This is a genomic window from Paenibacillus sp. PL2-23, assembly GCF_040834005.1.
In the GTDB taxonomy this organism is placed as follows: Bacteria; Bacillota; Bacilli; order Paenibacillales; family Paenibacillaceae; genus Pristimantibacillus.
Genome location: NZ_CP162129.1, coordinates 1,501,616 through 1,527,771, shown reverse-complemented (window position 1 = coordinate 1,527,771; position 26,156 = coordinate 1,501,616). Strand labels below are relative to the sequence as shown.

Sequence of the window (26,156 nt, the reverse complement as noted above, 5' to 3'; positions counted from 1 at the left end):
GGATGGCTGCCAAGCAGTTCGCAAGCATGTTCACCGCTCAAGTCAAAATGATGTTCCGCGACAAGCAGGTCTGGTTCTGGAATTTGTTTTTTCCTATTATCTTAATGGTGTTGTTTATGGTTATTTTTGGAGGCGGCGGCTCCAGCCCATTCAAGGCGACGATTGCCGTCGCGGATCCTTCGCCTAACGCGTCCTCAAGCGCATTGCTGGGCCAGCTTCAGCAAATTCCTGTATTTGAGGTGAAGAGCGGCGGGACCGTCTCCATACAGCAAGGCAAGGATTGGATTCAAAGCGAGGAGGTTGACGCGCTTATTGTGCTGCCTGAGCAAGAAGGAGTGTCCGAGGTCGGTTTAATCGTCAATCGAGCGAATGAAGGCGGCGCATCGACTCAGGCGGTATCCAGCATTCTGAACACCCTGATCCAGCAGGCCAATCTCGCGGCTGCGGGCGCCACAGCCACCTATACAGTCAGTATGGAATCCATCTCAACCGCCGCGGATGATGTGCAATATGAGGATTTCCTGCTGACGGGCATGATCGGCTTGGCTGTTGCGCAGGGCGGCCTGTTCGGCATGGTCGAGATCGTTGACATGCGCAAGCGGGGCCTTCTGAAGCGACTTCGGATGACCCCTGCCAGGATGGGGCTATTCGGCCTCGCCAGTATGATCGTAAGACTGATGCTTGGCGTTATTCAGATCTTCTGCCTTACGCTCGTCGGCGTATTCGCTTTTGGCGCAACGCTGCATGTCAACCTATTCAGTCTGCTCATTGCGTTTATTGTTGGCGCATTAGCGTTCAGCGCGATGGGATATCTGTTCTCCTCCTTCAGCAAGACGATGGAGGCTTACATGGGCATGGCGAATATCGCCAGTATGCTGATGATGTTCCTGAGCGGCGTGTTTTTTCCCGTCAATACATTGCCAGACTGGCTCCAAATCGTACCTCAGCTTCTCCCCCTTACCTACTTTGTTGACGGAATGCGGGACGGCTTGATCTACGCAAACGGCGTTTTGTCGGGCAGCTTCTGGATGGGCGTTGCCATCATGAGCACTTGGGGCATCGTCAGCTACCTGATTGGGTCGATAGTCTACAAATCCAAATCAAATGCGGCAACGAGGTAAGTCCATTTGCTGCAAAAAAAGAAACGGCATTCCGAATCGCTTAACGCGAGTGGAATGCCGTTTTTTCCAAGGGTCAAACCTTCATTTCCGAATGCTGCAGCTGCGATTTCTCCACTTGAATGGTAGTATGCTGGATTTGGAACGTTTCCTCGATTCGCTTCACCGCCTCCTGCAGCACCTTCTGGCTGCTTGCGCTGTCCTCGATGAGTAGATGACAGGATAGGGAATCCAGTCCTGACGTAATGGTCCATATGTGCAAATCGTGTACATCCTTGACGCCCTCAATTGCGAGCAGCGCTTCATTCACCTTGGCGGTATCAATTGTAACAGGCGTGCCCTCCATCAGAATATGAATCGTCGAGCGTATCACTCCCCATGCGCTCTTCAGAATAAGCAGTGCGACAACAACGCTTATGATAGGATCGGCAATGTACCAATTGAAAGCTAGCATAAGCAGCCCTGCAGCAATCGCCCCAACCGAGCCTAAGGCATCGCCCAAAATATGCAAATACGCGCTTCGCACGTTCAGATTGCCATGCACATCGCCTTTGCGCATCAGCACCCACGCGCTGATTAGATTAGCCAACAGACCGATTGACGCAATAAGCATCATGGTGCCGCTGGCCACCTCAGGGGGATGCTGAAACCTCTCGATCGCTTCCGCTATAATGAAGCCCGCGATAACGAATAACGTGACGCCGTTCAGCAGCGCCGCCAATATTTCGAACCGATAATAGCCGTACGTCTTGTTCGGCGAAGCCGGCTTCGCCGCGAACCACATGGCTACGAGGCTCAGCGCAAGCGCCCCCGCGTCGCTCAGCATATGGCCGGAGTCGGACAGCAGCGCCAGCGAGCCGGTCACCAGACCTCCAATACATTCAAGAAACATAATGCCTGAGGTGATGAGAAGCGCGATCGTCAGCCCCGCCTTGTTGTTCGGCCCGTGATGATGATGGCCGAGGTGGCCATGATGGTGGCCGTGGTCATGGCTGTGCGCGCCATTGTGACTGTGCCCGTCCCCGTGACAGTGTGCGTGTGTATGGCTATGAGTCTGCTCACGGCTATGTGTCTGTTCCTGACTATGTGAGTGATTGCAGCTATCGCCTTGGGCGTGTGTATGAGTGTTTACAGAATCGTTATGATGGCTCACGACTATCCCTCCTTGCCGTCAGCTTGCATGCTGACCAGCCATTGCTAATATATGAATACATGCTCATATGTATTATATAATTGCTTCACCAATCCCGCAACCACTTTTTACTAATCCCCTAAACCGTGTGAATCATACGTTTCGCGTTGAAATATAAGCCCAGTATAGAGAAAACTTATACTTTCTGGTAATTTGAAAAAAACCCGCATCTCTGCGGGTTCAAATCGTTATACCTCCAATACCCCATCATGGCGAATGCTCGACACCGGCGCTCTCTCATCCGCCATATCGCCGGCCGCAGCGCGCAGCTTCTTGCGTCCTCGCCATCTCATAAGCGCCAGCGCTCCGCGAATGTATTCGTCCAAGATCATCGCGGCATAAATACCGGCCAGCCCCCAGCCAAGCCCGATTCCGAACCAATACGAGACACCGGTTGCGACGATTGACAGTGAGCCGAGCGAAATCCACATCGTAAATCTGGTGTCGCCTACAGCGTTCAGGGCGTTTTGAATCGCCATATTAAGCATTTTGCCCGGCTGCAGCAGTATATTAAGTCCCAGCAGCGACACGCCGAATGCGATAATCGCCTCATCCTCCGTGAGCAGCCCAAGCACCGGCTTGCCGATCGCATAGATAACGACCGCGTTCACGAATACGAGGCCAAGCCCTATGCCCAGCGCGCGGAACGACGTCCGATACGCCTCCTTCATTCGCCCCGCCCCGAACAGGAGGGCAATCTGGATTTGCAGCGCCAACGCAATGGAATAGCCAAGCATGAAGCAGAACGACTCCAGCGTATTCATATAGGTTCGCGCCGCAAGCTCCGCCGCACCAATCATTGCAATGTACGTATAGATAGCCAGCTGCGAGAATACCCAACAGGACATATTGACGCCGAGCGGCCACCCAATCCGGATAATTTCACCGAACAAACCACGGTCGAACAGCGCCAAGTCGCGAATTCGAATAGGACGGGCGAAGGTATGCAGGAACATAAATAAGAGCACCAGCACCGCGAGCAGCCGGCAAATGACGGTGGACAATGCAACGCCCAGCAAGCCCCATTCGGGAAATCCCCACGCTCCGAAAATAAAGGCGTAGTTCAACGCCACATGCACCACGTTCATGCCAATCGCGATGTACATCGGTCCCTTCGTATTGCCGGTGTTGCGGATGGCTGTACTGAGCGCCGACATCATGGCGACCAGCACCATGCCCCCTCCCACGATGGAGACATATGTTTCCGCAAGCGGCAGCAGCTCCTCCGGCAGCTGCAGCCATGCCGAGATCTGGCGGGGGAACAAATAAAGCAAGACACTAATGGCAAGTCCGATACCGCCGCTTACAGTTAAGGACATAATGCCAAGCGTACGGGCATCCTCGGCTTTGCCCGCCCCCAGCTTCTGTGCAATCAGAATGCCCGCTCCGCTCGCCACCGTCACGAACAACGTCATCATCGCTGAAAACAACTGATTTGAAAAACCGACGACGGCAACCGCGTCGTCCGAAATGCGGCTGACCATCAGCGTGTCCGCCGCTCCAAGCAGAAACTGCAGAAACAGCTCAATGAAGATTGGCCAGGCGAGCGCCCACAGGGTCAGTTTTTTGACGTTATCCTTCATGCTCCCCATCCTCCAGCGCGAATCGCTAAGCCCGGCGGAGGGCTCTTCTTCGCTCCATTTCATATTGAATTTTGAACACTCCCGCCACCTAAGAGGTGGAGGATTCTTGGGTTGTTGCTCCTCACGGAGCAAAGTCGTAGCGATATTTCCTTTCAAAATATCGTACACCAAGCGATCCCTGCGGTTCCCACAGTTCCTATTTTGTTCATTACTGGGCCATGGCCTTTATGTTTTGTGCCGCATTCCAATCTCGGTCATGTGGTGTTTGGCAGGATGAACATGTCCATTCCCGCACGCTCAAATCTCTCACTTCTGCTTGCTTGTTCCCACAGATGTGACAGGTTTGACTCGTTGGCGCAAAAACCGGTGTTTCTTTGACCGTTCGGCCATACCACTTGGCTTTATAATGCAGTTGTCGGCTCATTTCGCCCCAGGAAGCATCTGCTATGTGTTTGGCGAGGTGTTGTTGTTTCATCATGTTAGCAATGCGTAAGTCCTCGAGACAGATCGTTTGGTTTTCACGGATCCATTTCGTCGTCTGCTTATGCATCGCGTCTAATCGGCTATTTCGAATCCTTTCATGGATGAGGGCGACTTTTCTTTTCGCTTTAGACCAGTTACTTCCGCCTTGTTTCCTTCTTGCAAGGATGCGCTGCCATTTCGTGAGCAGCCGTTCATATCGCAATGTATATCTTGGATTATCCATTGCAGGACCTTCCGAAGGCACGGCAAGATACTTGATACCCACGTCAATGCCAAGTATGCTGTCCGTTAAAGGAAGAGGCTGGATGTCAACCTCGCATACCAACGATACAAACCATTTGCCGCTTGGGGCTAGTCGTACGGTAGCGGATAGGATCCGGCCTTCGATCTCCCTTGACTTGGCATAGGGTACCCAGCCTAGCTTGGGAAGTTGCAGACGGTTTCCCTTCACGGCAATGTTCCCGTTCGTATATCGCGTCGTATAGCTTTGTACGGGATGCTTTCGACTCTTGAAGCGAGGTCGTTCATTTTGCTTGTTGAAGTGGCGCTGATATCCGTCAGCCAAGTTTCGCACAGCTGACTGCAGGGCAATGCTATCCACTTCTTTCAACCAAGACCACTCGCGCTTCATGTCAGGAAGCTGAGATGCACAGGCGTTATAAGACAAACCTTTGCCTGTAGCCTGATAGATCTGACTCCATTTTGATAGGAGGTGGTTGAACACAAAACGGCAGCAACCCAACGTTTTGCGCAGTTGCATGATTTGTACATGACTAGGATAGATCCGAAATTTGAAGGCTTTATGCTGGAGCATCGTCTGATTCGTCACCTCGCTGCAAAAGAGATGAATGTTAACTCATTCCAATTATAGCACAAATGTTCGTGTCTATCCATGAGCAAAATTCCCGATTCATCCCCTGCCTACACTCTCACTTCGTTAGTAAGGTAGCTTAGATGCAGGGGTATTCTCGATGTCTATGATAAATGGTATACTGAAAAGGATGGTTCAAATTTTCAACCGAAACTTTCATTATTCCAACCTGACGTGGAGGGATTGTAACTGAGCCTAATTGAGCTGACTGTTCCACCGCTGCCTCACTACATTATAGGCGGACACACCGTCATGCCTCCGGGACGACGGCATCCCAGCCGGAGAGCAATTGGCGTATTTGATCTCATTGTTGTCATGAAGGGCTGCTTGTATATGGGGGAAGAGGATCGTCATTACGAGGTGCGCGCGGGGCATATGCTCATTCTGAGGCCCGACGCGGAGCATTATCCCACTCAAGCATGTGAAGAGGATACCGAATATTATTGGGCGCACTTCCGCACTCTTGGCGAATGGTCCTATGCGGATTTCCCCCTGACGCCGGCCAGACTCAGCGATTCGGCGGAGCCGATCCCCGCGGCTGAGCAGTTCGCCCCGCGCACATTCGTGAAGCGTCTGCCCCAATTCGCCAAGGCTGCCAGCCTTGCCTTGCTGGAGAGCAAGCTTCCGCAATTGGCGCAGATGAGCATCAACGACCATATCCACGGCGTGCGCTGGAAGCAGCAGCTCGTGTTCCAGGAGGTGATCGACCTGCTCTCCGCCTCCGTCGAAGCCCGTTCACCAACGCCGGCGCTCGCTTGTGCGGAGAGGGCCGCTTCTTACCTGCGGCAGCACTACCGAGAAAACATTACAGCACAATCGCTGGGGGAGAGCATCAACTTCCACCCCGTCTACATCGCCCGCTGCATGAAGCAGGAATTCGGCTGCTCGCCGTTCGACTATCTGCTGCGGTTCCGCATCCAGCAAGCCAAGCTGCTTCTGCTGCAGACGGACTTGTCCGTCTCGCGCGTAGCTGAGGAGGTCGGCTTCAACCAAGCGGCTTACTTCGCGACCTGCTTTTCCCGATTTGAGGGGCTCTCTCCTCGCGAGTACCGCCAGCGGTTTTCCCTTAGTTAAGCCGAGGAAGTGAGGCAGCAGCTTTGGAATGGAAATGCTCACATTACAAAGTTGGCCACAAATGCGATAATGAGCTGCAGAACCTGCAGTTAATTTGAAGCATAATAAGCATTTTCAGGAAATTAACTGCACAACTGCATGTAGAGGATGAGTGGATCAGTCGAGGAGGTTTCCATTAGTTTCACTGCGTGAGTCACCATTTCTGCCAACGCGCCAAAAAAAGCCATCGCCCAGCCTCTATTAGAAGCGCTAAGCGATGGCGTGCGGCCGTTTCTGCAGTTATTCATGTCTCAGGTGCTGAAGCGTGAGGACGATAAGCTGCTCGACGTGGTCGTCGTCCAGTGAATAATAGACGGTTTTGCCGACCTTGCGCCGTTTCACGATTCTCATGTTGCGAAGCAGCCTCAGCTGGTGGGAGATCGCCGACTGCCCCATCTCCAGCACCTCGGTCAGATCATGCACGCACAGCTCCGACTGCAGCAGGGCGTGCAGAATCCGTATGCGCGTGGGGTCTCCCAGCGCCTTGAACAGATCCGCAAGCTCCACGGCTGTATGGTCGTCCACCAGCTTGTCCTTTACGCTGCCAATATCCGCTTCCGTACCGCCGCACGGATCATCACAAGCCGCTGACCGCGTGCCGTTCTCCGTAATCGTCATGACCCATCCCACCAAACCTATCATCGTTAAAGCTCATTATAGCATATTACTCCAAAATGTTATTGCCATTTTCCCGTTACCTGGTTTATAGTGGTGACAGCTAATTAAATATCGTACGGGGGCTGGATGAAGTCTGGCTGAGATTGGGAACTGGTTTCCCTGACCGTTAATCTGAACCAGGTAATGCTGGCGTAGAGAACAAGTCGAATTGAAGCCATTCGTTTATTCTCGAATGGTTTTTTCTATGTCCGGCGCTGTCCTGGTCATCGATCTAGGAGGTGCATGAGGAATTATGCAGCAACAAGCTTCGCAGCAGCTCATTCAACAACTGCAGGCGCTCGCCGAATCCCGTCAAGACGAATTATTCGCCTTGCTGGAGCGGCTGGTCGCCTTCCCCACAGTAAGTCCACCCGCCCGCAACACCGCGGAGGCTCAGCAATATGTAGAGTCCCAGCTCGCGGCATGCGGGTTCGAAACCTCACTCTGGGAGGTCTATCCCGGCGATCCTAATGTAACGGCTGTCAAGTGCGGCTCCCACAGCGCCCAATACAACAGCCTGCTGCTTAACGGCCATATTGACGTTGCCGAGGTCGGCGATCCCTCCGGTTGGAAGCGTGATCCCTTCACGCTGTCTCTGGAGGATGGCCGCCTATACGGCAGAGGCGTATCCGATATGAAGGGCGGACTTGCCGCTCTCTTATTCGTTCTTGGACTGCTGCGGGAGCAAGAGGTCGAGCTCCGTGGAGACCTGCTCTTCCAGTCCGTTATTGGTGAGGAAGCCGGCGAAGCCGGCACTCGGGCTTGCATGGAAAGAGGCTGTGAGGCCGACTTCGCGATTGTGGCCGACACAAGCTCCCTTGCGATTCAGGGGCAGGGCGGCGTTATTACCGGCTGGATTACGATTCAAAGCCCGGAGACGTTCCACGACGGCATGCGCGCCAAGCTCATCCATGCAGGCGGCGGCGTCCAGGGAGCCAGCGCCATCGAGAAGATGATGAAGCTTATTAACGGACTGCAGGAGCTGGAGAGGCATTGGGCCGTGACAAAGTCTTACCCCGGCTTCCCAGCAGGCTCCAACACGATTAACCCCGCCGTCATTGAAGGGGGACGGCATGCCGCCTTTATCGCGGATCGCTGCGCGTTATGGATCACGGTTCACTTCTACCCCGATGAGGATTTCGAAGAGGTTACCCAAGAGATTGAGGACCATCTGCTGCGAGTAGCAGATGGAGACCCATGGCTCCGCAGCCATCCGCCAAGCTTCCGTTGGGGCGGACGCTCCATGCTGGAGGAACGCGGCGAGATATTCCCGTCGCTCGCGCTGGACCGTCATGCGGCAGGCTTGCAGGGGCTCGCCCGCAGCCATGAGGCGCTGGTCGGCGCCGCCCCGGAGATCGGCATGAGCCCTACCGTCACCGATGCCGGATGGATCGCCCGAGCGGGCATTCCAACCGTCATCTACGGTCCCGGCGAGCTGCGCCAAGCCCATGCCGTTAATGAAAGCGCAAGTATGGAGGAGCTTGTCCGGTACGCGCAAGTGATGCTGGCTTTTATTGTGGAGTGGTGTAATACGCCGAAGCCGTCCTCGCCTCAACCAAGCTACTCACAAGAAAGGATGGGATTGTCATGACCTTATTCAGCGAGCGGCTCTATCAAGCCAGCAAGCCGATCTGGGATCGCAGCCACGCGCACCCGTTCCTGACCGAGCTTAGGAATGGTTCGTTAAGCGCTGACCGATTCATCTATTACTTGAAGCAAGATTACGTATACCTCATTGACTATGCCAAGCTGTTCGCGCTTGCAAGCGTCAAATCCCCTGATTTGGAGACGATGCACAAATTCGCGGAGCTGTACCATTCCACTCTGCATGTCGAGATGGAGCTTCACCGCCAATACGCCGAGCGGTTCGGAGTCACCAGGGAGGAGCTGGAGGGGACCAAGGCTGCGCCGACAACCATCACCTACACCAAATACATGCTGGATGTGGCTGCGAGCGGCTCGCTTGCCCAGGTTTTGGCCGCTCTGCTGCCCTGCATGTGGAGCTATCGCGAGATTGGCGTCGCGCTGGCGGCCATTCCAGAAGCGCTGGAGCATCCGCTGTTCCGGGAATGGATTCTGATGTACAGCTCGGAGGAGTTCGGACAGCTGACCGACTGGTGCATCGGACAGATGAACAAGCTGGCCGACGGTCTGCCTGAGCGTGAGCTGGCGCTGCTGGAGGAGCATTTCCTGACGACCTCCCGGCTGGAATATCTGTTCTGGGATATGGCATACCGGCTTGAGGAGTGGCCGGTGTGAGCCACAACGGCCTAGCGCCATGGAAGAAACCTGCCGCGTTAGCCGTGAACGGCCTCGTCTTCCGTTACCCCGGTGATGAGCGGCCGCTGTTCGAGGGATTAAGCTTCGAGCTTCAGGAGAGAGAGTTCGTCAGCCTGCTGGCTGCGAGCGGTCTGGGCAAAACAACGCTGTTCCGTCTCATCTCCGGTCTCCTCCCTGCCGAGCAAGGCTCCATTGGCTTCGGCGCAGAGAGGTTGGACATCGCCGAAGCGGTCAGGCAAGGGAGAATCGGCTACATGCCGCAGCGTGACGGACTGATGCCCTGGCGTACCGTACTGGATAACGCTGCGATCGGACTTGAGCTCAGAGGCGTGGCGCGCCGAGAAGCGCGGCGCAAGGTGCTGGAGCTGCTGCCGGGCATGGGACTTGGCGGGACGGAACGCAAATATCCGCATGAGTTGTCCGGGGGCATGCGCCAGCGCGTATCGTTCCTCCGCTCCCTGCTGGGAGGGGGCGAGCTGCTGCTGCTGGACGAACCGTTTGGTGCGCTGGATGCCATGACGCGCTCCTCCATGCAGGAGTGGCTCTTGCAAACCTGGGAGCAGCATCGCAAGACGGTCTTATTTATTACTCATGATGTGGATGAAGCGCTGCTGCTGTCGGATCGGGTGCTCGTCGCCTCACATGCGCCGGTGGTTTCCTTCCGCGAGCTTCACGTTCCGCTGCCGCGCCCTCGTCATTCATCGCTGGTGCTGGACCCGGCCTTCATCGAGCTCAAGCGGCAGCTGCTTCACTTGTATGAGCAGCGGGATCCGCTTAGCCCGCCCGCCAAGGAGGCGGTGACGCGATGATGATGAAGAAGCTGCTTCCGGCGGCTCGCGCGAATGGACCGCTTCTGCTGTTCGCCGCGCTGCTTGCCGGCTTGTGGGAGCTTGGCCCTCCGCTGGCAGGCATCCCGCATTATGTGATACCTAGACTGTCCGATGTGCTCGCCGCCATCTGGGAGGATCGTCAGCCGCTGCTGCGACACTTCTTCGTTACCTTGTGGGAGGCGGTGCTTGGCCTCGGCCTTTCCACCTTGCTGGGGCTGCTGACGGCCATCTGGATCGATCGGTCCCGTCTGGCCGAGCGCACGCTCTATCCGCTAATCGTCGCTTCCCAGACGATTCCGATTGTTGCGTTGTCACCGATCATGGTGATGTGGTTCGGCTATGAGCTTGGCAGCAAGGTAGCTGTCGTTATCCTGTTCACCTACTTCCCGATTGCGGTGAACACTGCGGCTGGCTTCCGCCGCGCCGATGCAGACACTGGCGATCTGCTTCGGACGATGGGCGCGACTGCAGGACAGCTGTTCCTGAAGTGGAAGCTCCCCTCCGCCATGCCCGGCTTCTTCACGGGCCTGAAGCTTGGGGCCGCGATCAGCGTAGGCGGAGCGACGCTGGGTGAATGGCTTGGCGGCCAGGCGGGAATCGGCATGTATACCAAGCGAGCCTCCCATATGCTGGCCGGCGATGCCGTATTCGGGGGCGTGCTGCTGCTTTCCTTGATGGGCATCGGATTGTTTGCGGCTGTGTTGGCAATCGAACGGCTGCTGCTCGGCCATCGCCGCGCTTAATTCTATGATTTTTGAACCTTAGACCTATAGAAACTGGAGATGAATCATTCATGAAATTCAACAAGCATCCATTATCGTTCCTTCGCACCACTCTGTCGCTGGCCGTCGCAGGCGCGCTGCTGCTCACAGGCTGCTCGGCAGGCTCCAACAAACAAGAGGCCGGCGAGCTTCAGGAGCTGACGCTTCTGCTGGACTGGTACCCCAATGCCGTACACACCTTCCTGTACGCCGCTGAAGAGCAAGGGTACTTCGAGGAGGCCGGGCTGAAGGTCAATCTGCAGACGCCGGCAGGCACCAACGATGCCGTTAAGCTCGTCGCCACAGGCAAAGCGGATCTGGCGCTCAGCTATCAGATGCAGGTTGCGATTTCCCGCTCGGAGGATATCCCGGTCGTATCGCTTGCCGCATTCGTTCGGCATCCGCTTAGCCATGTCCTCGCGCTGAAGTCCAGCGGCATTCAAAGTCCGAAGGAGCTGACCAGCGCGCGAGTCGGTTTTCCCTCCATCCCGCTGAACGAAGCCATTGTAAGCACAATGGTGAAGGCCGACGGCGGAGACGCCTCCTCTCTAGGCCTGCAGGATATTGGATGGGACCTTATCCCGGCTATGACGACCAACAAGGTAGACGCCATCGTTGGCGGCTACATTAATCACGAGAAGCTGCTGCTGGAGAAGGAAGGCGTCGAGCTCGTTTCCTTTGACCCCACACAATACGGCGTGCCAAGCTACTACGAGCTGGTGCTGATCGCAAGCGAGGACGGCGCGGAGGAGAAGCAGGAGCTGTACCGCAAATTCCTGGATGCCGCAGCCAAAGGCCAGCAGTATACAGCGGAGCATCCGGAGGAAGCGCTGGGAGTACTGCTCGATCAGCAAAAAACCGAATACCCGCTCGACGCCGACATCGAGAAGCTGAGCCTAGACATGCTGCTGCCGCTTATGGATGCGGGCGATGAGCCGTTCGGCTCCCAGTCGCTGGAGACCTGGCAGTCGGTTGTGGAATGGCTGCAGGAGCACGGTCAGCTGAAGCAAGAGGTAGACCCGGAGCAAGCGTTCCGGAACTTGTAGGCAAGAAGGGATGCACCCATGAAGGAACGGTATTCAAGACAAATGTTATTCCGTCCGATCGGAGAGGAAGGACAGCTGAAGCTCCAGGGCAGCTCGGTATGCATCATCGGCATGGGCGCGCTGGGCACCGTGCTCGCGAATCATATGGTCAGAGCCGGCGTCGGCTTCGTCCGAATGGTCGACCGGGATTACGTGGAAGCCAGCAACCTGCAGCGACAGCTGCTTTATGATGAAGACGACGTTAGACAAGGCTACCCCAAGGTCATTGCCGCTCAAAAAAAACTGAATCGCATCAACTCCGATGTGCGGATCGACGCTCGCGTCATGGATGTGACCGCCCATACCATCGGGCCGCTGCTGGAAGATATAGACCTTGTGCTGGACGGCACGGATAATTTTCAAACCCGTTTCTTGCTGAATGACGCCTGCTTCCAGCGAGGTATACCGTTTATATACGGAGGCGCCGTCAGCAGCCGAGGCATGAGCGCGGTGCTTGTCCCTGGCGCGACGCCATGCTTCCGCTGCTTCGTGCCATCGGGCGACTCCAGCGGGCAAACCTGTGATATGATCGGCGTTATCTCGCCGATTGTCGATATTGTCGCCTCCTTCCAAGCGGTCGAAGCGCTGAAGTTTCTCGTCGGCGACCATGAAGCACGCAGGGACAGCCTGCTCTCCATTGACGCTTGGGGCAACCGCCTGTTCGAGATGAAGCTCGGCGCGCCCCGCGAGGATTGCCCCTGCTGCCAGTTGAAGCAATACCCCGCGCTTCAGACTGAAGGCGATGAAGCCCTCGCATTATGCGGCAGGGAAACGGTGCAGTTCGCGAGCAAAGGCCCTCTCGATCTGTCCGCTTGGGAGCAGCGCTTGAAGCCGGTTGCGGCAAGCTTGCTGTTGAATGCCTATCTGCTCCGCGCGGAGCTGGGGGACGGGGAGAAGCTTGTTCTCTTCCCTGACGGCCGGGTGCTGGTGCAGGGAACCGACGATTTGACCCGGGCCAAGGTCATCTATGACCGTTATATCGGCAGTTGAGTTGAGCATAGAGAGGAGATGAAGGGCATGAAGGACTTTCAGCTGTACGCCATTACCGGCGAGGTATTCCATCCTGGACGGGAGTTAATTGACGTGATGGAAGAGGCCATCAAGGGCGGCGTCGACATCATTCAGCTGCGCGACAAAACAAGCGGACGCGAGGAGCTGCTGAAGAAGGCTAAGGCGCTTCGGGAGCTGACTCGCCAATACCAAGTTACTTTTATCGTCAATGATCATATTGATATCGCGCTTGAGGTAGACGCCGACGGCGTTCATCTCGGTCAAGGCGATGTGCCTCTTGTGGAGGCGCGAAGACTGGTCGGCGACAAAATAATCGGCATCTCGACGCATGCGATTGAGGAAGCTCTGCTCGCGGAGCAGCAGGGTGCCGATTATATCGGCGTTGGCCCCGTCTTCCCTACGGCAACAAAGGCGGATGTCGTCGATCCCGTAACGGTGGCCTACGTCCGCGAGGTTGCAGAGCGCGTTCGCATTCCCTTTGTGGCGATTGGCGGCATTAAGCTGCATAATGTGGACGAGGTTATCGCCGCCGGCGCTACCCGAATTTGTGCGGTAAGCGAAATTGTGGGCAGCCCCGATGTCAAGGGCACCTGCGAAGCCTTCCTGCGCAAGCTGAATGGAGGGAATGGGACGCCATGAACATCATCATCAACGGCAAGACCGAGAAGCTTGAGAACGTTCGAACGATTGAAGATATTGTGGCCCATTACGACCTGCTGGCCAAACCGATTGTCGTCGAGGCCGACGGTGTCGTCCTGACGAGAGAGCAATGGGCATCCACCGATGTCCGCGAGGAGAGCCGGGTTGAGCTGGTTCATTTTGTAGGAGGAGGTTAAGCAAACGATGACACAACCAGATACATGGCAAATCGGAGGCCGGGAGCTGAGCTCCCGCTTGTTCCTCGGTACCGGCTTGTTCCCCAATCCCTACGTGCAGCAGGAAGCGATCCGGGCGTCAGGCTCGGAGGTGCTGACCTTCGCCATTCGGCGCGTCAACCTCTCTGCGACGGAGGACGACTCCATTCTGCAGCATATCGAGCCGGGGCAATTCACCTTCCTGCCGAATACATCGGGCGCGCGTACAGCTGACGAAGCCGTTCGCATCGCGCGGCTGGCCCGCGCCTCAGGGCTAAGCGACTGGGTGAAGGTCGAGATCAGCGCCAACGAACGGACGCTGCTGCCTGATCCCATCGAGACGCTTCGAGCAACGGAGCAGCTTGTTAAGGAAGGCTTTACCGTGCTGCCCTATACATCCGACGACCCTATTCTGTGCAAGCGGCTTGAAGAAGCGGGGGCTGCGGCAGTCATGCCCGGAGGAGCGCCGATCGGCACTGGCCTCGGCATCCTTAATCCTTATCATATCGGCCTTATCGTGGAAGAGGCCGGCGTACCTATTATCGTCGATGCGGGGCTCGGCTCTGCAAGCGATGTTACCCAAGCGATGGAGCTCGGCTGCGCCGGCGTGCTGATGAATACGCCCGTCGCCAAAGCGCGCGATCCTATCGGTATGGCGAGAGCTATGCGGCTTGCGATTGAAGCCGGCCGTCTATCCTACCTTTCCGGTCGAATCGCCAAGAAAAAATACGCTACGGCGAGCAGTGGATACGATTCCTTAAAGCTGACTTAGACTGATTATTCTTATGACAGAAGATAGAGGGCTGGTTACGCACATGAGCGAGAATATCATCATAATGGGCGGCGGCGTTATCGGATTATCCGTTGCCTTCGAGCTGCAACGCCGAGGCTGTTCAACGACGGTGCTCGAAATCGCGCGCTGCGGCGGCCAGGCATCCGGAGCGGCGGCCGGCATGCTGGCGCCTTATTCAGAGAACGTGGAGGGTCCCGATCCCTTTTTCCAATTATGCTTGGACAGTCTGCGCCTCTATCTCTCGTGGATTAAGGGTATTCGGGAGCAGTCTGCGATACCGTTCCAATATTCGGAATCCGGCAGTCTCTATCTGACCTATCACGAGGCTGACCGGCTTGCGCTGGAGGGCAGGCTGCTATGGCAGCGGCAGCATGGCTCAACGGGGACGATCGTGGATGGCGCCGCTTTATTCGACATGGAGCCTCTGCTGTCCCGTCAGGTGAAGGCGGCGCTGTATACGCCCGAAGAAAGCCACCTCTATGCGCCTGACTATGTCAGAGCGCTGGAGGATGGCTGCCGGACATTAGGCGTCGCCATTCACGATGAGCTGGGAGGAGTGTCGGTAGAGCAGTGGAGGGATGGCATCGTGCTCGCGGCGAAGGATGGCCGACGCTTTGAAGGCGACCGCCTTGTCGTCTGCTCGGGCGCTTGGGCGCAGGAGCTTGCCGGCACCTTCGGCATCCCGCTGCCCATCTATCCTATCCGAGGGCAAATATGCGCTTATGCCTTCGATGAAGTCAACGCTGCTCATAACGGGCAAGCCGTACGCCATATGCTGTTCGGCAATCAAGGCTACTTGGTGGCCAAAGCGAACGGCACGCTTGTATGCGGCGCTTCGGAGGATGTGGCGGGCTTCGATACGACTGTAACGGAACGCGGCATCGAGCGTCTGCGAGGCTGGAACAAGCTCGCCGTCCCGATGCTGGAGTCTCGAGTCCCCTTCCATCAATGGGCGGGACTTAGACCCTCTACGCAGGATGGCTATCCGTTCCTCGGCGAGCTCGACCATACAGCTCAAGTGATGTTCGCGGCGGGCCATTACCGCAATGGCATACTGCTGAGTCCCATTACAGCCAAGCTGGTCGCCGACCGTATTCAGAACAACGCCTTGCCAAGCTATTATCCGTATTTCTCGCCGCGTCGCTTTGCTATATCGTAAGGAGAGAGGGGTTCCCACCATGTTGAGCATAAATAAGCATGCTTCGCGCCGTCAGGTTCCCTGCGCGCTGACGATCGCCGGATCGGACAGCGGCGGCGGCGCCGGCATTCAGGCCGATCTCAAGACGTTCCAGGAGCTCGGCGTATTCGGCATGTCAGCCATTACAGCCGTGACCGCGCAGAATACGACGGGCGTGCAAGCCGTCTATCCGCTTAGTCCCGAAGCCGTAACGGAGCAAATTCGGTCCATCGGCAGCGATATCAGGGTCGACGCGCTGAAGACGGGCATGCTGTTCAGCCATGATATCATCGAAGCCGTAGCCGCTTCCCTAAGAGAGTTCAAGTGGACGCGTGTCATCGTCGACCCCGTTATGGTAGCCAAAGGCGGCTCCGTGCTGCTTCAGGACGCCGCGCTTGCGGCCTTCAAGAAGGAGCTGCTGCCCCTGGTCGACTTCGTCACCCCGAATATTCCTGAAGCCGAGCGGCTGACCGGCATGTCAATAAGGAGCGACGCTGATAAACGCGACGCCGCCAGACGGCTCGCCGACCTCGGCATTCGCCATGTGATTATGAAAGGCGGTCATGAGACCGGCCACGAGGCGATTGACCTGCTGTATGACGGAACCAGCTTCACCGAGTTTTCCTCCAAGCGCGTCTGCACCATGCACACGCATGGAACGGGCTGCACCTTCTCGGCTGCTTTAACAGCGGGACTTGCCCAAGGGCTAAGCGCCCATGAAGCGGTCAGCCAAGCCAAAGCCTTCATTCAGGCAGCGATCGAGGACGGCATTCATATCGGCGGCGGCATCGGCCCAACCAACCACTGGGCTTATCGGCAATCACAGCCCTGAGGATGAAATGAAACAGCGACAGCCGAGGACAAGGAGCTAGACGTCCAGGACTGTCGCTTTTTATTGGGCTATGCTTAGCAGCTCGATCCCATTATCATTTCCCTACCCAGGTCGCTCTTGTGTAGCCAACCCTCATTCCCGATCTCTCCATGTTATTTTGGCTGGTGGATGCATAAGCACATTGACTGACTACGAGCTCGCAGCTCGCCCGTGCAGCTTCACGTATCCTCTCCTGCACGAAGGCCGTTTGCAGCCCGCGTCGCCTAAGCTCCGGAACAGTAGCGGCAAAGGTCAAGGACGCGACATTATGGTTGATATACATAACCGCAACGCCTGCAGGCTGATCCTCTACGAAGCCAATGAAGAAACGCCACCCAGGGCGGTCAAACAATATGGAATTGTTATCCGCTACATGGCTTGCTCCATTTACGTTTAATCCCGTTCCTAGACAATGCAATTGTCCGTACAGGGCAAATTCATCCCTATTCAATTCACGAATCGTAATGCCGCTTGAGAAGGATGGCAAGTGCAAGGCTGGAACGCCGAACATGGTGGTATGAAAGCCATTTTGATAGAAGCCCCTTTGAGACAAGTAACCCAGCAGCTCTCCATTGGCCTTGGCGGGCATAATCTCAAACTGAAACGGCCTATTATGCTCTCGGAAGAAACGAATGATGTCATCCACGTAGCCGATATCCTCAGAGCCCAGCCCCTTCACCGTATTGAAGCTCCCCCAAGGCATTTCCTTCACATAAAAGGCGGTGGCCCCGCCAAATCTCTTCACCTCAGCACCCATCGGATTGCCGTCGCGTTCTTTGATGGCAATCACTCTGGAGGTCATATAATCCAATTCCGACTCCTCCAGCCGCTCGGATAACGCCTTGGTTATCACGGGAAATTGCAATCGAGCCACTCTCCTTTATTGTCGGCGGATTTATTATTCCAATCTCCCTCAGCCGGCTATTGCCTTACATGCGGTGTGATACGTGCGGTGTGATACGCGCGGTGTGACGTGTACATGTTGATCCTATTATACATGAGTTTCTGCATCCCTTGGCTCAAGCGAAGGAAATTGCTGCGATTTTACATTATTTTGGATACCCTTATGTTCAAAAGAGGGGGATTGCTGCGATTGTACATCATTTTCAGCAGAACCACCCATTTACCGACCACCAACAGGCTATATTCCTGCACACTCTACATCAATTTGAATATATTCCAAGGTCACAGGCCTGAATTGCTGCGGATTTGCAGGATTTAGAGTAGTGGAGTTGTCAAGAAAAGTGCAGTTTGAAAACATTGTCCAAAAAAGTGCATTGTAAAAACACCCTCACACAGTAATCCCGTACTAAGCTGCCTGTTATCAAACGCCGCAAACCTCCCACTCCATAGTCCAAACCGTATTCTACTCAAATCAAATCTAATCTACTCAAATCTAATTTAGTCTACTCTACTTACTTCACTCTAATACTTCACCCTACTTACTTCACTCTAATACTTCACCCTACTTACTTCACTCTACTTACTCTACTTACTTACTCAACTTACTTCACTCTATTACTTCACACTACATACTCTACTTACTTCACTCTACTTACTTTACTTACTTTACTCAACTTACTTCGCTCACTTCTCACTTCGAACACATTGTCACACTTTAGTCCATCCCGCAGCCAAGCAATATCGTATATAATGATGGAAGAAGCGGTACTCAGGAAGGAGGCGGCACCATGCTCACATTGAAGGAGAAGCTGTATTTGCTGAAGCTGCTGAGACAGGAGAAACGGAAGGCATTCTGGGGCTTTCGGAGACGGGACGATGTTCACGACAGACTTGTCGAGAAGCTGGAGCAGATGGTCCGCAATGAGCAAATTAACAAGGAGCACTTATGAGGGCAGCGAGCTAACCACTGAAACATTAAGCGTGCCAGAAACATCTATTCGTGCTGGGACGGGGGTTTTCGAGCAAACAGACGTGCCAGAAACGTCTAAATGGTCGAGTGAGGCATGTTTGTGTGAAATAGACGTGCCAGGAACGTCTATTCGTGCCGGGACGGGGGTTTTCGAGCAAATAGACGTGCCAGAAACATCTAAATGTGCGAGTAAGGCATGTTTGAGTGAAATAGACGTGCCAGAAACGTCTATTCGTGCTGGGACGGGGGGGTTCGAGCAAATAGACGTGTCAGGAACATCTAAATGGGCGAGTGAGGCATGTTTGAGTGAAATAGACGTGCCAGAAACGTCTATTCGTGCCGGGACGGGAGTTTTCGAGCAAATAGACGTGCCAGAAACATCTAAATGGTCGAATGAGGCATGTTTGAGTGAAATAGACGTGCCAAGAACGTCTATTCGCTGCTGGCGACATTACTACTAGAACATACAGGAGGCTTTCACAGCAGCATGAGGGGAAAAACGCATTTGGCGATCGGAGTCGCCATCGGCGCGGGGGCGGCAGTCTACTTTTCGCCGGATTTAACGCACGCGCACACTTATATCGGAGCTGCGGCCTTCTCGGCGCTTGCTGCAGATTTGGACGGCACCAGCATGCTGAGCGGCAAGCTGACCAAGGCCAGCAGACAAATTCGTCAATACGCCGTATGGGTCGGCTGCATATGCGCGGCTGCAGTCCTCTATCTATGGCTCGCCGGTCACACCGTCCGGCTGGAAATCGCATGCGCGGGCATCTCCGCCATGCTGATCGGCTTAACAATGAGCACTGGCGCGATTCGTAATGCTCTAGTCAGCCTTGTCGGCATTGGCGTTGCGGCGCTTGGACTGTCCAGAGGAGAATGGTGGCTGATCGGAGTGGGTGTCTTCATCGCTTGGGCGCCGTGGCTGAATCACCGGGGACTCACGCATACCCTATGGATGATTCCTCTCTGGTGGTGGCTCGGCACAGGGCTTGAGCAGGATCTTCAGGTAGAGGGGTTGGCCATAACCGCAGCGCTTGGATACTTGTCCCATCTCGCAGCGGACACCCTCACGCCGAGCGGCGTGAAGTGGCTGTACCCGCTAACCAAATTCACTTTCAGAATCAAGGTTTAATTCTTTAGGCAGGTTTAATTCATTAAATAGCTTCAATTCAAATCAAGTTCAAAAGGTCCACTTTTCAGCACCGGAGATCTCGGCTGAATCCAAGACTCGAAGTCGAATCTGCCTTCAGGAAATGCTTCGTGATCAAAGGAGAGCCCTTTGAACTTTCATTCAAAACCGCTCCGACACGACCTTAGCCTGGGTGAGCAGCAGCAAATAGTCCCGTCCGCCCGCCTTGGAATCGGTGCCGGACATATTAAAGCCGCCGAATGGCTGAACGCCGACGAGAGCCCCCGTGCACTTGCGATTCAAGTACAGATTGCCCACATGGAACTCTTCCCTGGCCTTCTCCAGCTTCGCGCGGTCGCGCGAGATGACAGCCCCGGTCAAGCCGAATGCCGTATTGTTTGCGATATCAAGCGCCGCGTCGAAATTCGCGGCCTTGATGAACGCAAGCACCGGACCAAATATTTCCTCCTGGGCGATTCTTGCGTAAGGAGCCACATCACGAATAATCGTAGGTTCTATGAAATAGCCTGTGCCGCCCCGCTTGCTGCCTCCCAGCACTAGCGTGCCTTCCGTGCGTCCCACCTCGATATATTTCAAGATATTAATATAAGCCCGCTCGTCGATGACCGGACCAATCTCCGTCGACTGCTCCGCTGCAAGCCCGATCTTCAGCGCTGCCGTGCGCTTTACTACCCTCTCCAGCACATCCTCGTAGACGGCTTCCTCAATGACAGCCCGCGAGCAGGCAGAGCACTTCTGTCCCGAGAAGCCGAACGCCGAGGCGGTAATCGCCTCTGCCGCCAGATCCAGATCGGCATCCTCCGCCACAATGATGGTGTCCTTGCCGCCCATCTCCGCAATGACACGTTTGATCCACTTCTGATCCTGCTGTACCGCTGCCGCTCGTTCATTGATACGGAGACCTACCTCCCGCGAGCCCGTAAAGCAAACAAATCTTGTCAGGGGATGCTCCACCAGGAAATCGCCGATATCGCCTCCGGCCCCGGGCAAATAATTCACAACCCCATCCGGCAAGCCCGCTTCCTCCAGCAGCTCAATGAACTTGGCGGCAATTACCGCGGTCGGGCTTGCCGGCTTCAGCACAACCGTATTGCCCGCAACGACAGAAGCCATCGTCATACCGACCATAATGGCAAGCGGGAAGTTCCACGGCGGAATGACGATGCCGACGCCAAGCGGCATATAGGTCAGCTCGTTGTCTTCACCCTGGAAGGGCACCAACGGCTGCCGTTCTGCCAGTCGCTCCATCTCACGGCCGTAGAATTCCATGAAATCGATCGCTTCCGCCGTATCGCCGTCCGCCTCCACCCAGGTTTTGCCCGCTTCGTACACCATCCACGCGGAGAATTCATGCTTGCGGCGTCGCAGAATCGCCGCCGCTTTGTACAGCACTCTGGCCCGTGCCGCGGGCGGAACCCGCTTCCAGTCCTCGAAGGCTGCGGCCGCAGCCAGTATCGCTTTGTGGGCATAATTCGCGTCCCCCTGCGAGACGATACCTACAATCTGCTTAAATTCGGAAGGATTAATCGACTTCCGCTTATTCGTCGTTTCGATGCGGTCGGAACCGATCTTCAGTCGATATTCGAGGCCAAGCTGGGACTCCACGCTTCGCAGCGCGGCTTGAAAATCTGAGATAGAGTCGCTTAAGGTGAAATCCGTAAACGGCTCGTTCCGGAAAGGCTCCCGCATAAGTCTCTCCCCCTTAGCCAGGTAATAAAGGTTCGTAGAGCTCTTCTATGAAACTTATGCGGAGGGAATCAAGCGATATGCCTATTCCTCCAGAGGCAATTCCAGCCGCTCCTTGCAGAAGGCGTCGATAAACGCCTCCTCCTCCTCCGTCATCTCCATATCGATGTAAGCGCCGCTCCCTGCATTCAGAAATTCATATTTTACAATACGGGACGCGCTAGACTCTTCCTTGACGTAAATAACGCGAAGCCTGACCCCTTCCTCCATATACAGCTCGTCCTCCTCATCAATCTCCAGCTCCATATACAGCTCGAAGCGATCGCCGGACAAGATGCGGTATGGATCCCTTAGCTTCTCAATCGTAAATTCCCTAATTTCAAACATGTCACCTTCACCCCTTCATCTCGCCCTTCCCAGGCGTAAACGAGATAACTTATAGTATATGTTAAAGCAAAGACAGCCCGAAGCTTCGCAACGAAGCCCCGGACTGCCTCCTATTCATCCTATCAAATATTACAGAGCGCTCAGCGCCTCAGTCAGCGGAGGCACGATTTGCGATTTGCGGGATACGACGCCTTGGAGCAGCGCTTTGTTGTTCTCCAGCTTCACGCCGAACGCCTTCTCCACGCCTTGCGCCTGGCTGCCAAGCGCCAGACCGATGGAATCGTTGTTCAGAATGTCTGTCACAACCAGCAGGAACAGATCCAGGCCTTTGGAAGCGATAATACCGTTCAGCGCTTCTTCAAGCTCTGCCTGGCGGCTCAGCACATCGTTTACGTCAACAGCGTTGACTTGCGCGATTTCGACCTTGTAGCTGCCCATCGAAAATTCCTTCGCGTCGATAGAGATCAGCTGCTCAATCGTCTTGTCGCTAAGATCAGCGCCAGCCTTGAGCATGTCCAATCCATAAGTCTCTGCGTCTACGCCTGCGATAGCTGCCAGCTCGCGAGCAGCCGCTACGTCTTGCTCGGTGCAAGTCGGCGATTTGAACAGCAGGGAGTCGGAGATGATTGCCGACAGCATAAGACCGGCAATTTCCTTGCGGATCTCCACGCCGTTCTCCTTGTACAGCTTCAGCAGAATCGTTGCTGTGCAGCCTACTGGCTCTGCGCGGAAGTACAGCGGGCCCGCTGTCTCGAAGTTGGCGATCCGGTGATGGTCGATAACCTCGACAACGCGCACTTTATCGATATCGTTAGCGCTTTGCTGGCGCTCGTTGTGGTCAACCAGAATAACATCCTTCGCTTCGTCCGCAACGTTCTCCACGAGGCGCGGCGCCTCGATGCCGAATGTTTGCAGTGCGAAAGCCGTCTCTCCATTTACTTCGCCAAGACGAACCGCCTCAACGTCAGCTCCCAGCTTTGTTTTCAGCTCCGCATAAGCGATTGCCGATGTAATGGTGTCCGTGTCCGGGTTTTTGTGCCCGAAAATAAGCGTTTTTGCCATTGCCAATTACTCCTTACCAAATAGATTAGCCGCATGGGCCGTTTAGGTTGATGATACACTATTACCGATTATACCCTTAAATCCACCGTATTCCTATACTATAAGTCAAAATTATAAATGGCCGCCCATACTGGCGCCTTAAACCGTAAACCGCCGATTCAAAGCGTCCAGCTCGTTCGATATGCCACGGAGCGATTCAGCGGATACCGCCACCTCATCCATCGATATGATCTGAGCGCCAGAGCTGTCCGCGATGCCCTGGAAATGCTGGGCGGCGTTGCGGGATATCCGCTCCATCTCCTCCACGCTCGCCGCCACCTCCTCCGATTCGGCGGATACCTCTTGCGACGCGGCGTACATCTCCTGCAGCTGGGCGTGAACCAAATCCAGCCCATTCACGATCGCGTAGAAGGTCTCTCCGGCTTCCTTAACCACTCCGATTCCGTCCTTCACCTTAACGGCATTGTCCGCCATGTCCGCCGACAGCTGGACTGTCTCTGCGCGAGTCGCTTCGATAAGTCCCGCGATCTGCTCCGCAAACGTGCGGGATTGCACCGCAAGCTTTCGCACCTGATCCGCAACAACCGCAAAACCTCTCCCGTGCTCACCGGCGTTTGCGGCTTCGATCGCCGCATTCAGAGCCAGTAGGTTCGTCTGCGAAGCAATATCCGCCAGCACAGACGTAATGCCGCCAATCTCTCCAGAGCGGCTCTCAAGCCGCTTCGTTGCCTCCAGCATGGCGCCCGCTGCTTCTCCGATCCTCTCCATCTCCGATACCGCGCTGCCGATAAGCACCTTGCCCCGATCGGAGCGTTCCTTAGTATCCTGGGCAATCTCAGACACTACGCCCGCCGATTCCGTAATCCGCTGCATGCTGCGAGCTACGCTTTCTACCGCCTTGGTCATATCGGTCGCACGGCTTACCTGGGTGGAAGCCCCTGCGGAGGCTTCATGAATGCTGGCTGCGATCTGCCGGCTTGCCTCCGTTGTGCTCCTTGCATGGTGGGACACGCCTTCCGAAGCCGTCAGCAGCCGTTCCGAATTGTCTCTCATGCTGCGAATAACCGTTCTTGTATTGCTCACAAGCTGCTGGAACGTCATCGCCAGATGGCCAATCTCGTCCTTGCGCTTGATCCCGATATCCACAGTCATATCGCCTTCTCTCACTTTGGCAACCGTTGTTGTCAGCTGCTGCAGCGGCCGTGTCAAATAGCTTGCCAGGGCGAAGACCAGCGCGATGCCTGCCGCAATAATGGCACCCGCAACGATCAGCGTCGTCCTAGTATTGTCCGCCATTAGCGCATACACCTTGGTGGAATCGAAGTCCGCGCCGATAAGCCCCATTAATGCACCATCCGCATCCTGAAGCGGCACATATGCCGTAATCGTCGCTCCGTATTGCTCATCGTTGGTCAGCTCTCCAACAACAGGATTCCCTTCCGCGAACGCTTGAAGCATACCGGGATAAGCGTAATCCTCTCTTGTGCCGATTGGCGAGAAATCATCCTCAGAAACGTCCATAGGCGCGCCGTCAACCATATAATAATAATAGTATTGGCCACCTTCCTCACCACGCCCTAACGTGTATAAGTACTTAAGCCCGTTCAGCTCTCGCAGCTCGTTCAGCTGCTCTCGCAGCTCGTAATAATAAGCCGTTTCTCCTGCATCCGGCGTCAATGCCGCATACTTCTCAGGATCGATAAGCTTGGCGGCATTCTCGGCCGCCAGCTGGGCCTGCGCCCCCAGCGAGCTTTCAACAAGACTCATGGAGGAACGGTAAATCGTGAAGCCTAACACGACCACCGCGGCAATAATTAAACAAGAGAAAAACAAAACCATGCGAGTCAGCAAACGATTCAACCGGAGTATCCCCTTCCTAATGATGCCAACAATATGACACCATTTTACAGGAATCGACCGTCTTCACGCTACACATTTCTCCTAACCGCCGCTGTCACCGTCAGAATGGCAACCGGCAGAAAAAAAACAGCAAACGCCCATAAGGGGTGCACAGCCGTCACAACCATTCCCCATTGCGAAGGACCATCAAAGGTAACCAGCCCTGCGATAAAGCAGAGGAACGCAACCGGCAGCGCAAGCGCTGAGCTGTTCTCCAGCCCGAAGAGACGCGCAAGAAACAGGCAGATAACATGCAGGGTAATCGTCGCTTTCATATAAGAGCCCAATATGAGCGACATGCCGATAATCGATTCAATGCGCTGAATGATTTCCTGAAATTCCACAAGCCGCGCCACCGCAAACAGCACATATGGCTGAACGCTCGCATATGGGCCGAATATCATAATCGAGCTGACCACCGATATCATCAAGGTAATGACATTCAGGCCAAGCGCAATCAGCATGCACCTTGAAACCTTGTGCCTATATTTGATCCCCACATGCTGCATAATCATCCCGAACATAAATACCTCGGCATAAGGAAAGCCGAATGTGAAGTATGCGCCGTGCAGCACAGGCTTGATCCCCTTCGGAATAATCGGCAGCAGAAATTCGGGGTGATAGTCAGGGATCGCGAGCAATAATGTAATGGATATAAAAAATACGCTGAACATCATAATGATCATGAACATTCGGGCGATAACCTCAATGCCCGCCCTGACCGTCATCGCAGCGATGAGCAGGATCAATGAAGTGAACACATAGACGGGCGTCTGCCGCAGCATGGAGGTCACCATAAACAAACCAACATCCATCACAATAGCCGATAGCATCTGGAACAGAAAGGTGAGCGTCATGAGGCCAAATAACAGCGTTGGCACATGTCCGATTAGCTTGCGGCTGTAGTCGATATAGCTAAGCTCTGGAAATCGTTTGTACAGGAAAAGCAGCATGGACAGCACACAGAGACCCCAGGCGCCGGACAGCAGCAGAGAAATCCATGCGCCATTGCCAGCTTTGGCAATAAGAGGACCCGGAATATTAATAATGGAGGACCCCGTCATAAATACAAAGAGTAGTACTCCCGCTTGCATGTGGCTGATCTGCTCCTTCTTCATGCGGCTCCTCCTTCAGCTTGGCCATCAGCTTGCCCCTAACGCTTACTTCTCCCAGTCGGTTTTGAGTGCTTCCTCAATCGCTTTGGCCGTCGACTCGAACGGTATAATCACCGCGTCCAGGTAATCGAACAGATTCAGCGTAAATATAAAATCGACGGCGGCATACAAGGATAACGCAATAAGCGCGCCGTATACCAGCTTCCCCCTTGCTGCAAGCTTATTTCGCAAAGTGAAGCCGTCATACAACGCCATGCCGACGAGTGCGGTCCCGACAATCAGCATTCTTTCCCACATGGATGTGT

General features: G+C 55.0%; 26 protein-coding genes and 1 riboswitch. Of the genes, 15 read left to right on the top strand and 11 right to left on the bottom strand.

The features are described from left to right. Positions 1-2: 2 nt before the first annotated feature. On the top strand, positions 3-1,121 hold the full coding sequence (locus AB1S56_RS06450) for an ABC transporter permease (RefSeq protein WP_340869600.1): 1,119 nt from the start codon (positions 3-5) through the stop codon (positions 1,119-1,121). Positions 1,122-1,194: 73 nt separating this feature from the next. Here AB1S56_RS06450 and AB1S56_RS06445 read toward each other — a convergent pair whose 3' ends face one another. From AB1S56_RS06445 to tnpB, 3 genes are all read right to left on the bottom strand, one after another. Then, positions 1,195-2,271, bottom strand: a complete 1,077-nt coding sequence (locus tag AB1S56_RS06445; RefSeq protein WP_340869598.1) for a cation diffusion facilitator family transporter — start codon at positions 2,269-2,271, stop codon at positions 1,195-1,197. A 227-nt stretch (positions 2,272-2,498) separates the two neighbouring features. Then, the gene (locus tag AB1S56_RS06440) at positions 2,499-3,893 is read right to left on the bottom strand and encodes an MATE family efflux transporter (RefSeq protein WP_340869793.1); all 1,395 of its coding nucleotides are present in this window, start codon (positions 3,891-3,893) and stop codon (positions 2,499-2,501) included. Between the two features lie 208 nt (positions 3,894-4,101). Next, a complete protein-coding gene (gene tnpB, locus AB1S56_RS06435) occupies positions 4,102-5,190 on the bottom strand; it encodes an IS200/IS605 family element RNA-guided endonuclease TnpB (RefSeq protein ID WP_367903437.1) in 1,089 nt (362 codons plus the stop codon). Positions 5,191-5,499: 309 nt separating this feature from the next. On the opposite strand from tnpB, the gene AB1S56_RS06430 reads away from it, so the two are divergent. Then, on the top strand, positions 5,500-6,321 hold the full coding sequence (locus AB1S56_RS06430) for a helix-turn-helix domain-containing protein (protein ID WP_340873282.1): 822 nt from the start codon (positions 5,500-5,502) through the stop codon (positions 6,319-6,321). 279 nt (positions 6,322-6,600) lie between these two features. Here AB1S56_RS06430 and AB1S56_RS06425 read toward each other — a convergent pair whose 3' ends face one another. Next, complete coding sequence (locus tag AB1S56_RS06425; RefSeq protein WP_340873279.1) at positions 6,601-7,002, bottom strand: metalloregulator ArsR/SmtB family transcription factor; 402 nt, start codon at positions 7,000-7,002, stop codon at positions 6,601-6,603. A gap of 81 nt (positions 7,003-7,083) precedes the next feature. Then, positions 7,084-7,193, top strand: a riboswitch (TPP riboswitch). A gap of 77 nt (positions 7,194-7,270) precedes the next feature. On the opposite strand from AB1S56_RS06425, the gene AB1S56_RS06420 reads away from it, so the two are divergent. The 11 genes from AB1S56_RS06420 to thiD are packed head-to-tail and all read left to right on the top strand — an operon-like array spanning position 7,271 to position 16,640. Continuing rightward, entirely contained in the window at positions 7,271-8,608 is a 1,338-nt protein-coding gene (locus AB1S56_RS06420; protein WP_340873277.1) for an acetylornithine deacetylase, read from the top strand. Then, on the top strand, positions 8,605-9,276 hold the full coding sequence (gene tenA, locus AB1S56_RS06415) for a thiaminase II (protein ID WP_340873275.1): 672 nt from the start codon (positions 8,605-8,607) through the stop codon (positions 9,274-9,276). Before AB1S56_RS06420 ends, tenA begins: the two co-directional genes overlap by 4 nt. Continuing rightward, positions 9,273-10,106: an ABC transporter ATP-binding protein gene (locus tag AB1S56_RS06410; RefSeq protein WP_340873272.1), complete on the top strand. Its 834-nt coding sequence runs from the start codon at positions 9,273-9,275 to the stop codon at positions 10,104-10,106. Before tenA ends, AB1S56_RS06410 begins: the two co-directional genes overlap by 4 nt. Continuing rightward, positions 10,103-10,870 (top strand): ABC transporter permease, encoded by a 768-nt coding sequence (locus AB1S56_RS06405; protein WP_340873270.1) that lies wholly within the window; start codon positions 10,103-10,105, stop codon positions 10,868-10,870. Before AB1S56_RS06410 ends, AB1S56_RS06405 begins: the two co-directional genes overlap by 4 nt. A gap of 50 nt (positions 10,871-10,920) precedes the next feature. Next, the gene (locus tag AB1S56_RS06400) at positions 10,921-11,934 is read left to right on the top strand and encodes an ABC transporter substrate-binding protein (protein WP_340873267.1); all 1,014 of its coding nucleotides are present in this window, start codon (positions 10,921-10,923) and stop codon (positions 11,932-11,934) included. 18 nt (positions 11,935-11,952) lie between these two features. Further along, a complete protein-coding gene (locus AB1S56_RS06395) occupies positions 11,953-12,963 on the top strand; it encodes a ThiF family adenylyltransferase (protein WP_340873266.1) in 1,011 nt (336 codons plus the stop codon). Between the two features lie 27 nt (positions 12,964-12,990). Continuing rightward, the gene (gene thiE, locus AB1S56_RS06390; protein WP_340873265.1) at positions 12,991-13,623 is read left to right on the top strand and encodes a thiamine phosphate synthase; all 633 of its coding nucleotides are present in this window, start codon (positions 12,991-12,993) and stop codon (positions 13,621-13,623) included. Then, entirely contained in the window at positions 13,620-13,820 is a 201-nt protein-coding gene (thiS, locus tag AB1S56_RS06385) for a sulfur carrier protein ThiS (protein WP_340873264.1), read from the top strand. Before thiE ends, thiS begins: the two co-directional genes overlap by 4 nt. 7 nt (positions 13,821-13,827) lie before the next feature. Next, positions 13,828-14,610, top strand: coding sequence for a thiazole synthase (locus tag AB1S56_RS06380; protein ID WP_340873263.1), 783 nt, complete (start codon positions 13,828-13,830; stop codon positions 14,608-14,610). Between the two features lie 43 nt (positions 14,611-14,653). Next, complete coding sequence (gene thiO, locus AB1S56_RS06375) at positions 14,654-15,790, top strand: glycine oxidase ThiO (RefSeq protein WP_340873261.1); 1,137 nt, start codon at positions 14,654-14,656, stop codon at positions 15,788-15,790. A gap of 19 nt (positions 15,791-15,809) precedes the next feature. Then, complete coding sequence (thiD, locus tag AB1S56_RS06370) at positions 15,810-16,640, top strand: bifunctional hydroxymethylpyrimidine kinase/phosphomethylpyrimidine kinase (protein WP_340873260.1); 831 nt, start codon at positions 15,810-15,812, stop codon at positions 16,638-16,640. A gap of 94 nt (positions 16,641-16,734) precedes the next feature. On the opposite strand, the gene AB1S56_RS06365 is transcribed toward thiD, so the two are convergent. Further along, on the bottom strand, positions 16,735-17,544 hold the full coding sequence (locus tag AB1S56_RS06365; protein ID WP_340873258.1) for a GNAT family N-acetyltransferase: 810 nt from the start codon (positions 17,542-17,544) through the stop codon (positions 16,735-16,737). Between the two features lie 826 nt (positions 17,545-18,370). Between AB1S56_RS06365 and AB1S56_RS06360 the strand changes: the two genes are divergently transcribed. Together AB1S56_RS06360 and AB1S56_RS06355 are read left to right on the top strand one after the other, a co-directional pair. Beyond that, positions 18,371-18,532 (top strand): hypothetical protein, encoded by a 162-nt coding sequence (locus tag AB1S56_RS06360; protein WP_340873257.1) that lies wholly within the window; start codon positions 18,371-18,373, stop codon positions 18,530-18,532. A 507-nt stretch (positions 18,533-19,039) separates the two neighbouring features. Further along, positions 19,040-19,684 carry a metal-dependent hydrolase gene (locus tag AB1S56_RS06355; RefSeq protein ID WP_340873256.1) on the top strand — a complete coding sequence of 215 codons (645 nt, stop codon included), beginning with the start codon at positions 19,040-19,042 and terminating at the stop codon, positions 19,682-19,684. A gap of 159 nt (positions 19,685-19,843) precedes the next feature. Here AB1S56_RS06355 and pruA read toward each other — a convergent pair whose 3' ends face one another. From pruA to AB1S56_RS06325, 6 genes are all read right to left on the bottom strand, one after another. After that, on the bottom strand, positions 19,844-21,391 hold the full coding sequence (pruA, locus tag AB1S56_RS06350) for an L-glutamate gamma-semialdehyde dehydrogenase (RefSeq protein WP_340873255.1): 1,548 nt from the start codon (positions 21,389-21,391) through the stop codon (positions 19,844-19,846). Between the two features lie 81 nt (positions 21,392-21,472). Continuing rightward, a complete protein-coding gene (locus AB1S56_RS06345; RefSeq protein WP_340873254.1) occupies positions 21,473-21,775 on the bottom strand; it encodes a DUF6509 family protein in 303 nt (100 codons plus the stop codon). Between the two features lie 129 nt (positions 21,776-21,904). Beyond that, on the bottom strand, positions 21,905-22,837 hold the full coding sequence (locus AB1S56_RS06340; protein ID WP_340873251.1) for a manganese-dependent inorganic pyrophosphatase: 933 nt from the start codon (positions 22,835-22,837) through the stop codon (positions 21,905-21,907). A gap of 138 nt (positions 22,838-22,975) precedes the next feature. Next, the gene (locus AB1S56_RS06335; protein ID WP_340873250.1) at positions 22,976-24,697 is read right to left on the bottom strand and encodes a methyl-accepting chemotaxis protein; all 1,722 of its coding nucleotides are present in this window, start codon (positions 24,695-24,697) and stop codon (positions 22,976-22,978) included. 68 nt (positions 24,698-24,765) lie between these two features. Continuing rightward, positions 24,766-25,854 carry a GerAB/ArcD/ProY family transporter gene (locus AB1S56_RS06330; RefSeq protein WP_340873249.1) on the bottom strand — a complete coding sequence of 363 codons (1,089 nt, stop codon included), beginning with the start codon at positions 25,852-25,854 and terminating at the stop codon, positions 24,766-24,768. A 42-nt stretch (positions 25,855-25,896) separates the two neighbouring features. After that, complete coding sequence (locus AB1S56_RS06325) at positions 25,897-26,148, bottom strand: hypothetical protein (RefSeq protein ID WP_340873248.1); 252 nt, start codon at positions 26,146-26,148, stop codon at positions 25,897-25,899. Between the last annotated feature and the right edge of the window lie 8 nt (positions 26,149-26,156).

Coding starts and splice junctions, on each gene's coding strand:
- AB1S56_RS06450 (WP_340869600.1), top strand. CDS start 3: ATGGCTGCCAAGCAGTTCGCAAGCATGTTCACCGCTCAAGTCAAAATG.
- AB1S56_RS06440 (WP_340869793.1), bottom strand. CDS start 3,893: ATGAAGGATAACGTCAAAAAACTGACCCTGTGGGCGCTCGCCTGGCCA.
- tnpB (WP_367903437.1), bottom strand. CDS start 5,190: ATGCTCCAGCATAAAGCCTTCAAATTTCGGATCTATCCTAGTCATGTA.
- AB1S56_RS06430 (WP_340873282.1), top strand. CDS start 5,500: ATGCCTCCGGGACGACGGCATCCCAGCCGGAGAGCAATTGGCGTATTT.
- AB1S56_RS06425 (WP_340873279.1), bottom strand. CDS start 7,002: ATGATAGGTTTGGTGGGATGGGTCATGACGATTACGGAGAACGGCACG.
- AB1S56_RS06420 (WP_340873277.1), top strand. CDS start 7,271: ATGCAGCAACAAGCTTCGCAGCAGCTCATTCAACAACTGCAGGCGCTC.
- tenA (WP_340873275.1), top strand. CDS start 8,605: ATGACCTTATTCAGCGAGCGGCTCTATCAAGCCAGCAAGCCGATCTGG.
- AB1S56_RS06405 (WP_340873270.1), top strand. CDS start 10,103: ATGATGATGAAGAAGCTGCTTCCGGCGGCTCGCGCGAATGGACCGCTT.
- AB1S56_RS06400 (WP_340873267.1), top strand. CDS start 10,921: ATGAAATTCAACAAGCATCCATTATCGTTCCTTCGCACCACTCTGTCG.
- AB1S56_RS06395 (WP_340873266.1), top strand. CDS start 11,953: ATGAAGGAACGGTATTCAAGACAAATGTTATTCCGTCCGATCGGAGAG.
- thiE (WP_340873265.1), top strand. CDS start 12,991: ATGAAGGACTTTCAGCTGTACGCCATTACCGGCGAGGTATTCCATCCT.
- thiS (WP_340873264.1), top strand. CDS start 13,620: ATGAACATCATCATCAACGGCAAGACCGAGAAGCTTGAGAACGTTCGA.
- AB1S56_RS06380 (WP_340873263.1), top strand. CDS start 13,828: ATGACACAACCAGATACATGGCAAATCGGAGGCCGGGAGCTGAGCTCC.
- thiO (WP_340873261.1), top strand. CDS start 14,654: ATGAGCGAGAATATCATCATAATGGGCGGCGGCGTTATCGGATTATCC.
- thiD (WP_340873260.1), top strand. CDS start 15,810: ATGTTGAGCATAAATAAGCATGCTTCGCGCCGTCAGGTTCCCTGCGCG.
- AB1S56_RS06360 (WP_340873257.1), top strand. CDS start 18,371: ATGCTCACATTGAAGGAGAAGCTGTATTTGCTGAAGCTGCTGAGACAG.
- AB1S56_RS06355 (WP_340873256.1), top strand. CDS start 19,040: ATGAGGGGAAAAACGCATTTGGCGATCGGAGTCGCCATCGGCGCGGGG.
- pruA (WP_340873255.1), bottom strand. CDS start 21,391: ATGCGGGAGCCTTTCCGGAACGAGCCGTTTACGGATTTCACCTTAAGC.
- AB1S56_RS06345 (WP_340873254.1), bottom strand. CDS start 21,775: ATGTTTGAAATTAGGGAATTTACGATTGAGAAGCTAAGGGATCCATAC.
- AB1S56_RS06340 (WP_340873251.1), bottom strand. CDS start 22,837: ATGGCAAAAACGCTTATTTTCGGGCACAAAAACCCGGACACGGACACC.
- AB1S56_RS06330 (WP_340873249.1), bottom strand. CDS start 25,854: ATGAAGAAGGAGCAGATCAGCCACATGCAAGCGGGAGTACTACTCTTT.
- AB1S56_RS06325 (WP_340873248.1), bottom strand. CDS start 26,148: ATGTGGGAAAGAATGCTGATTGTCGGGACCGCACTCGTCGGCATGGCG.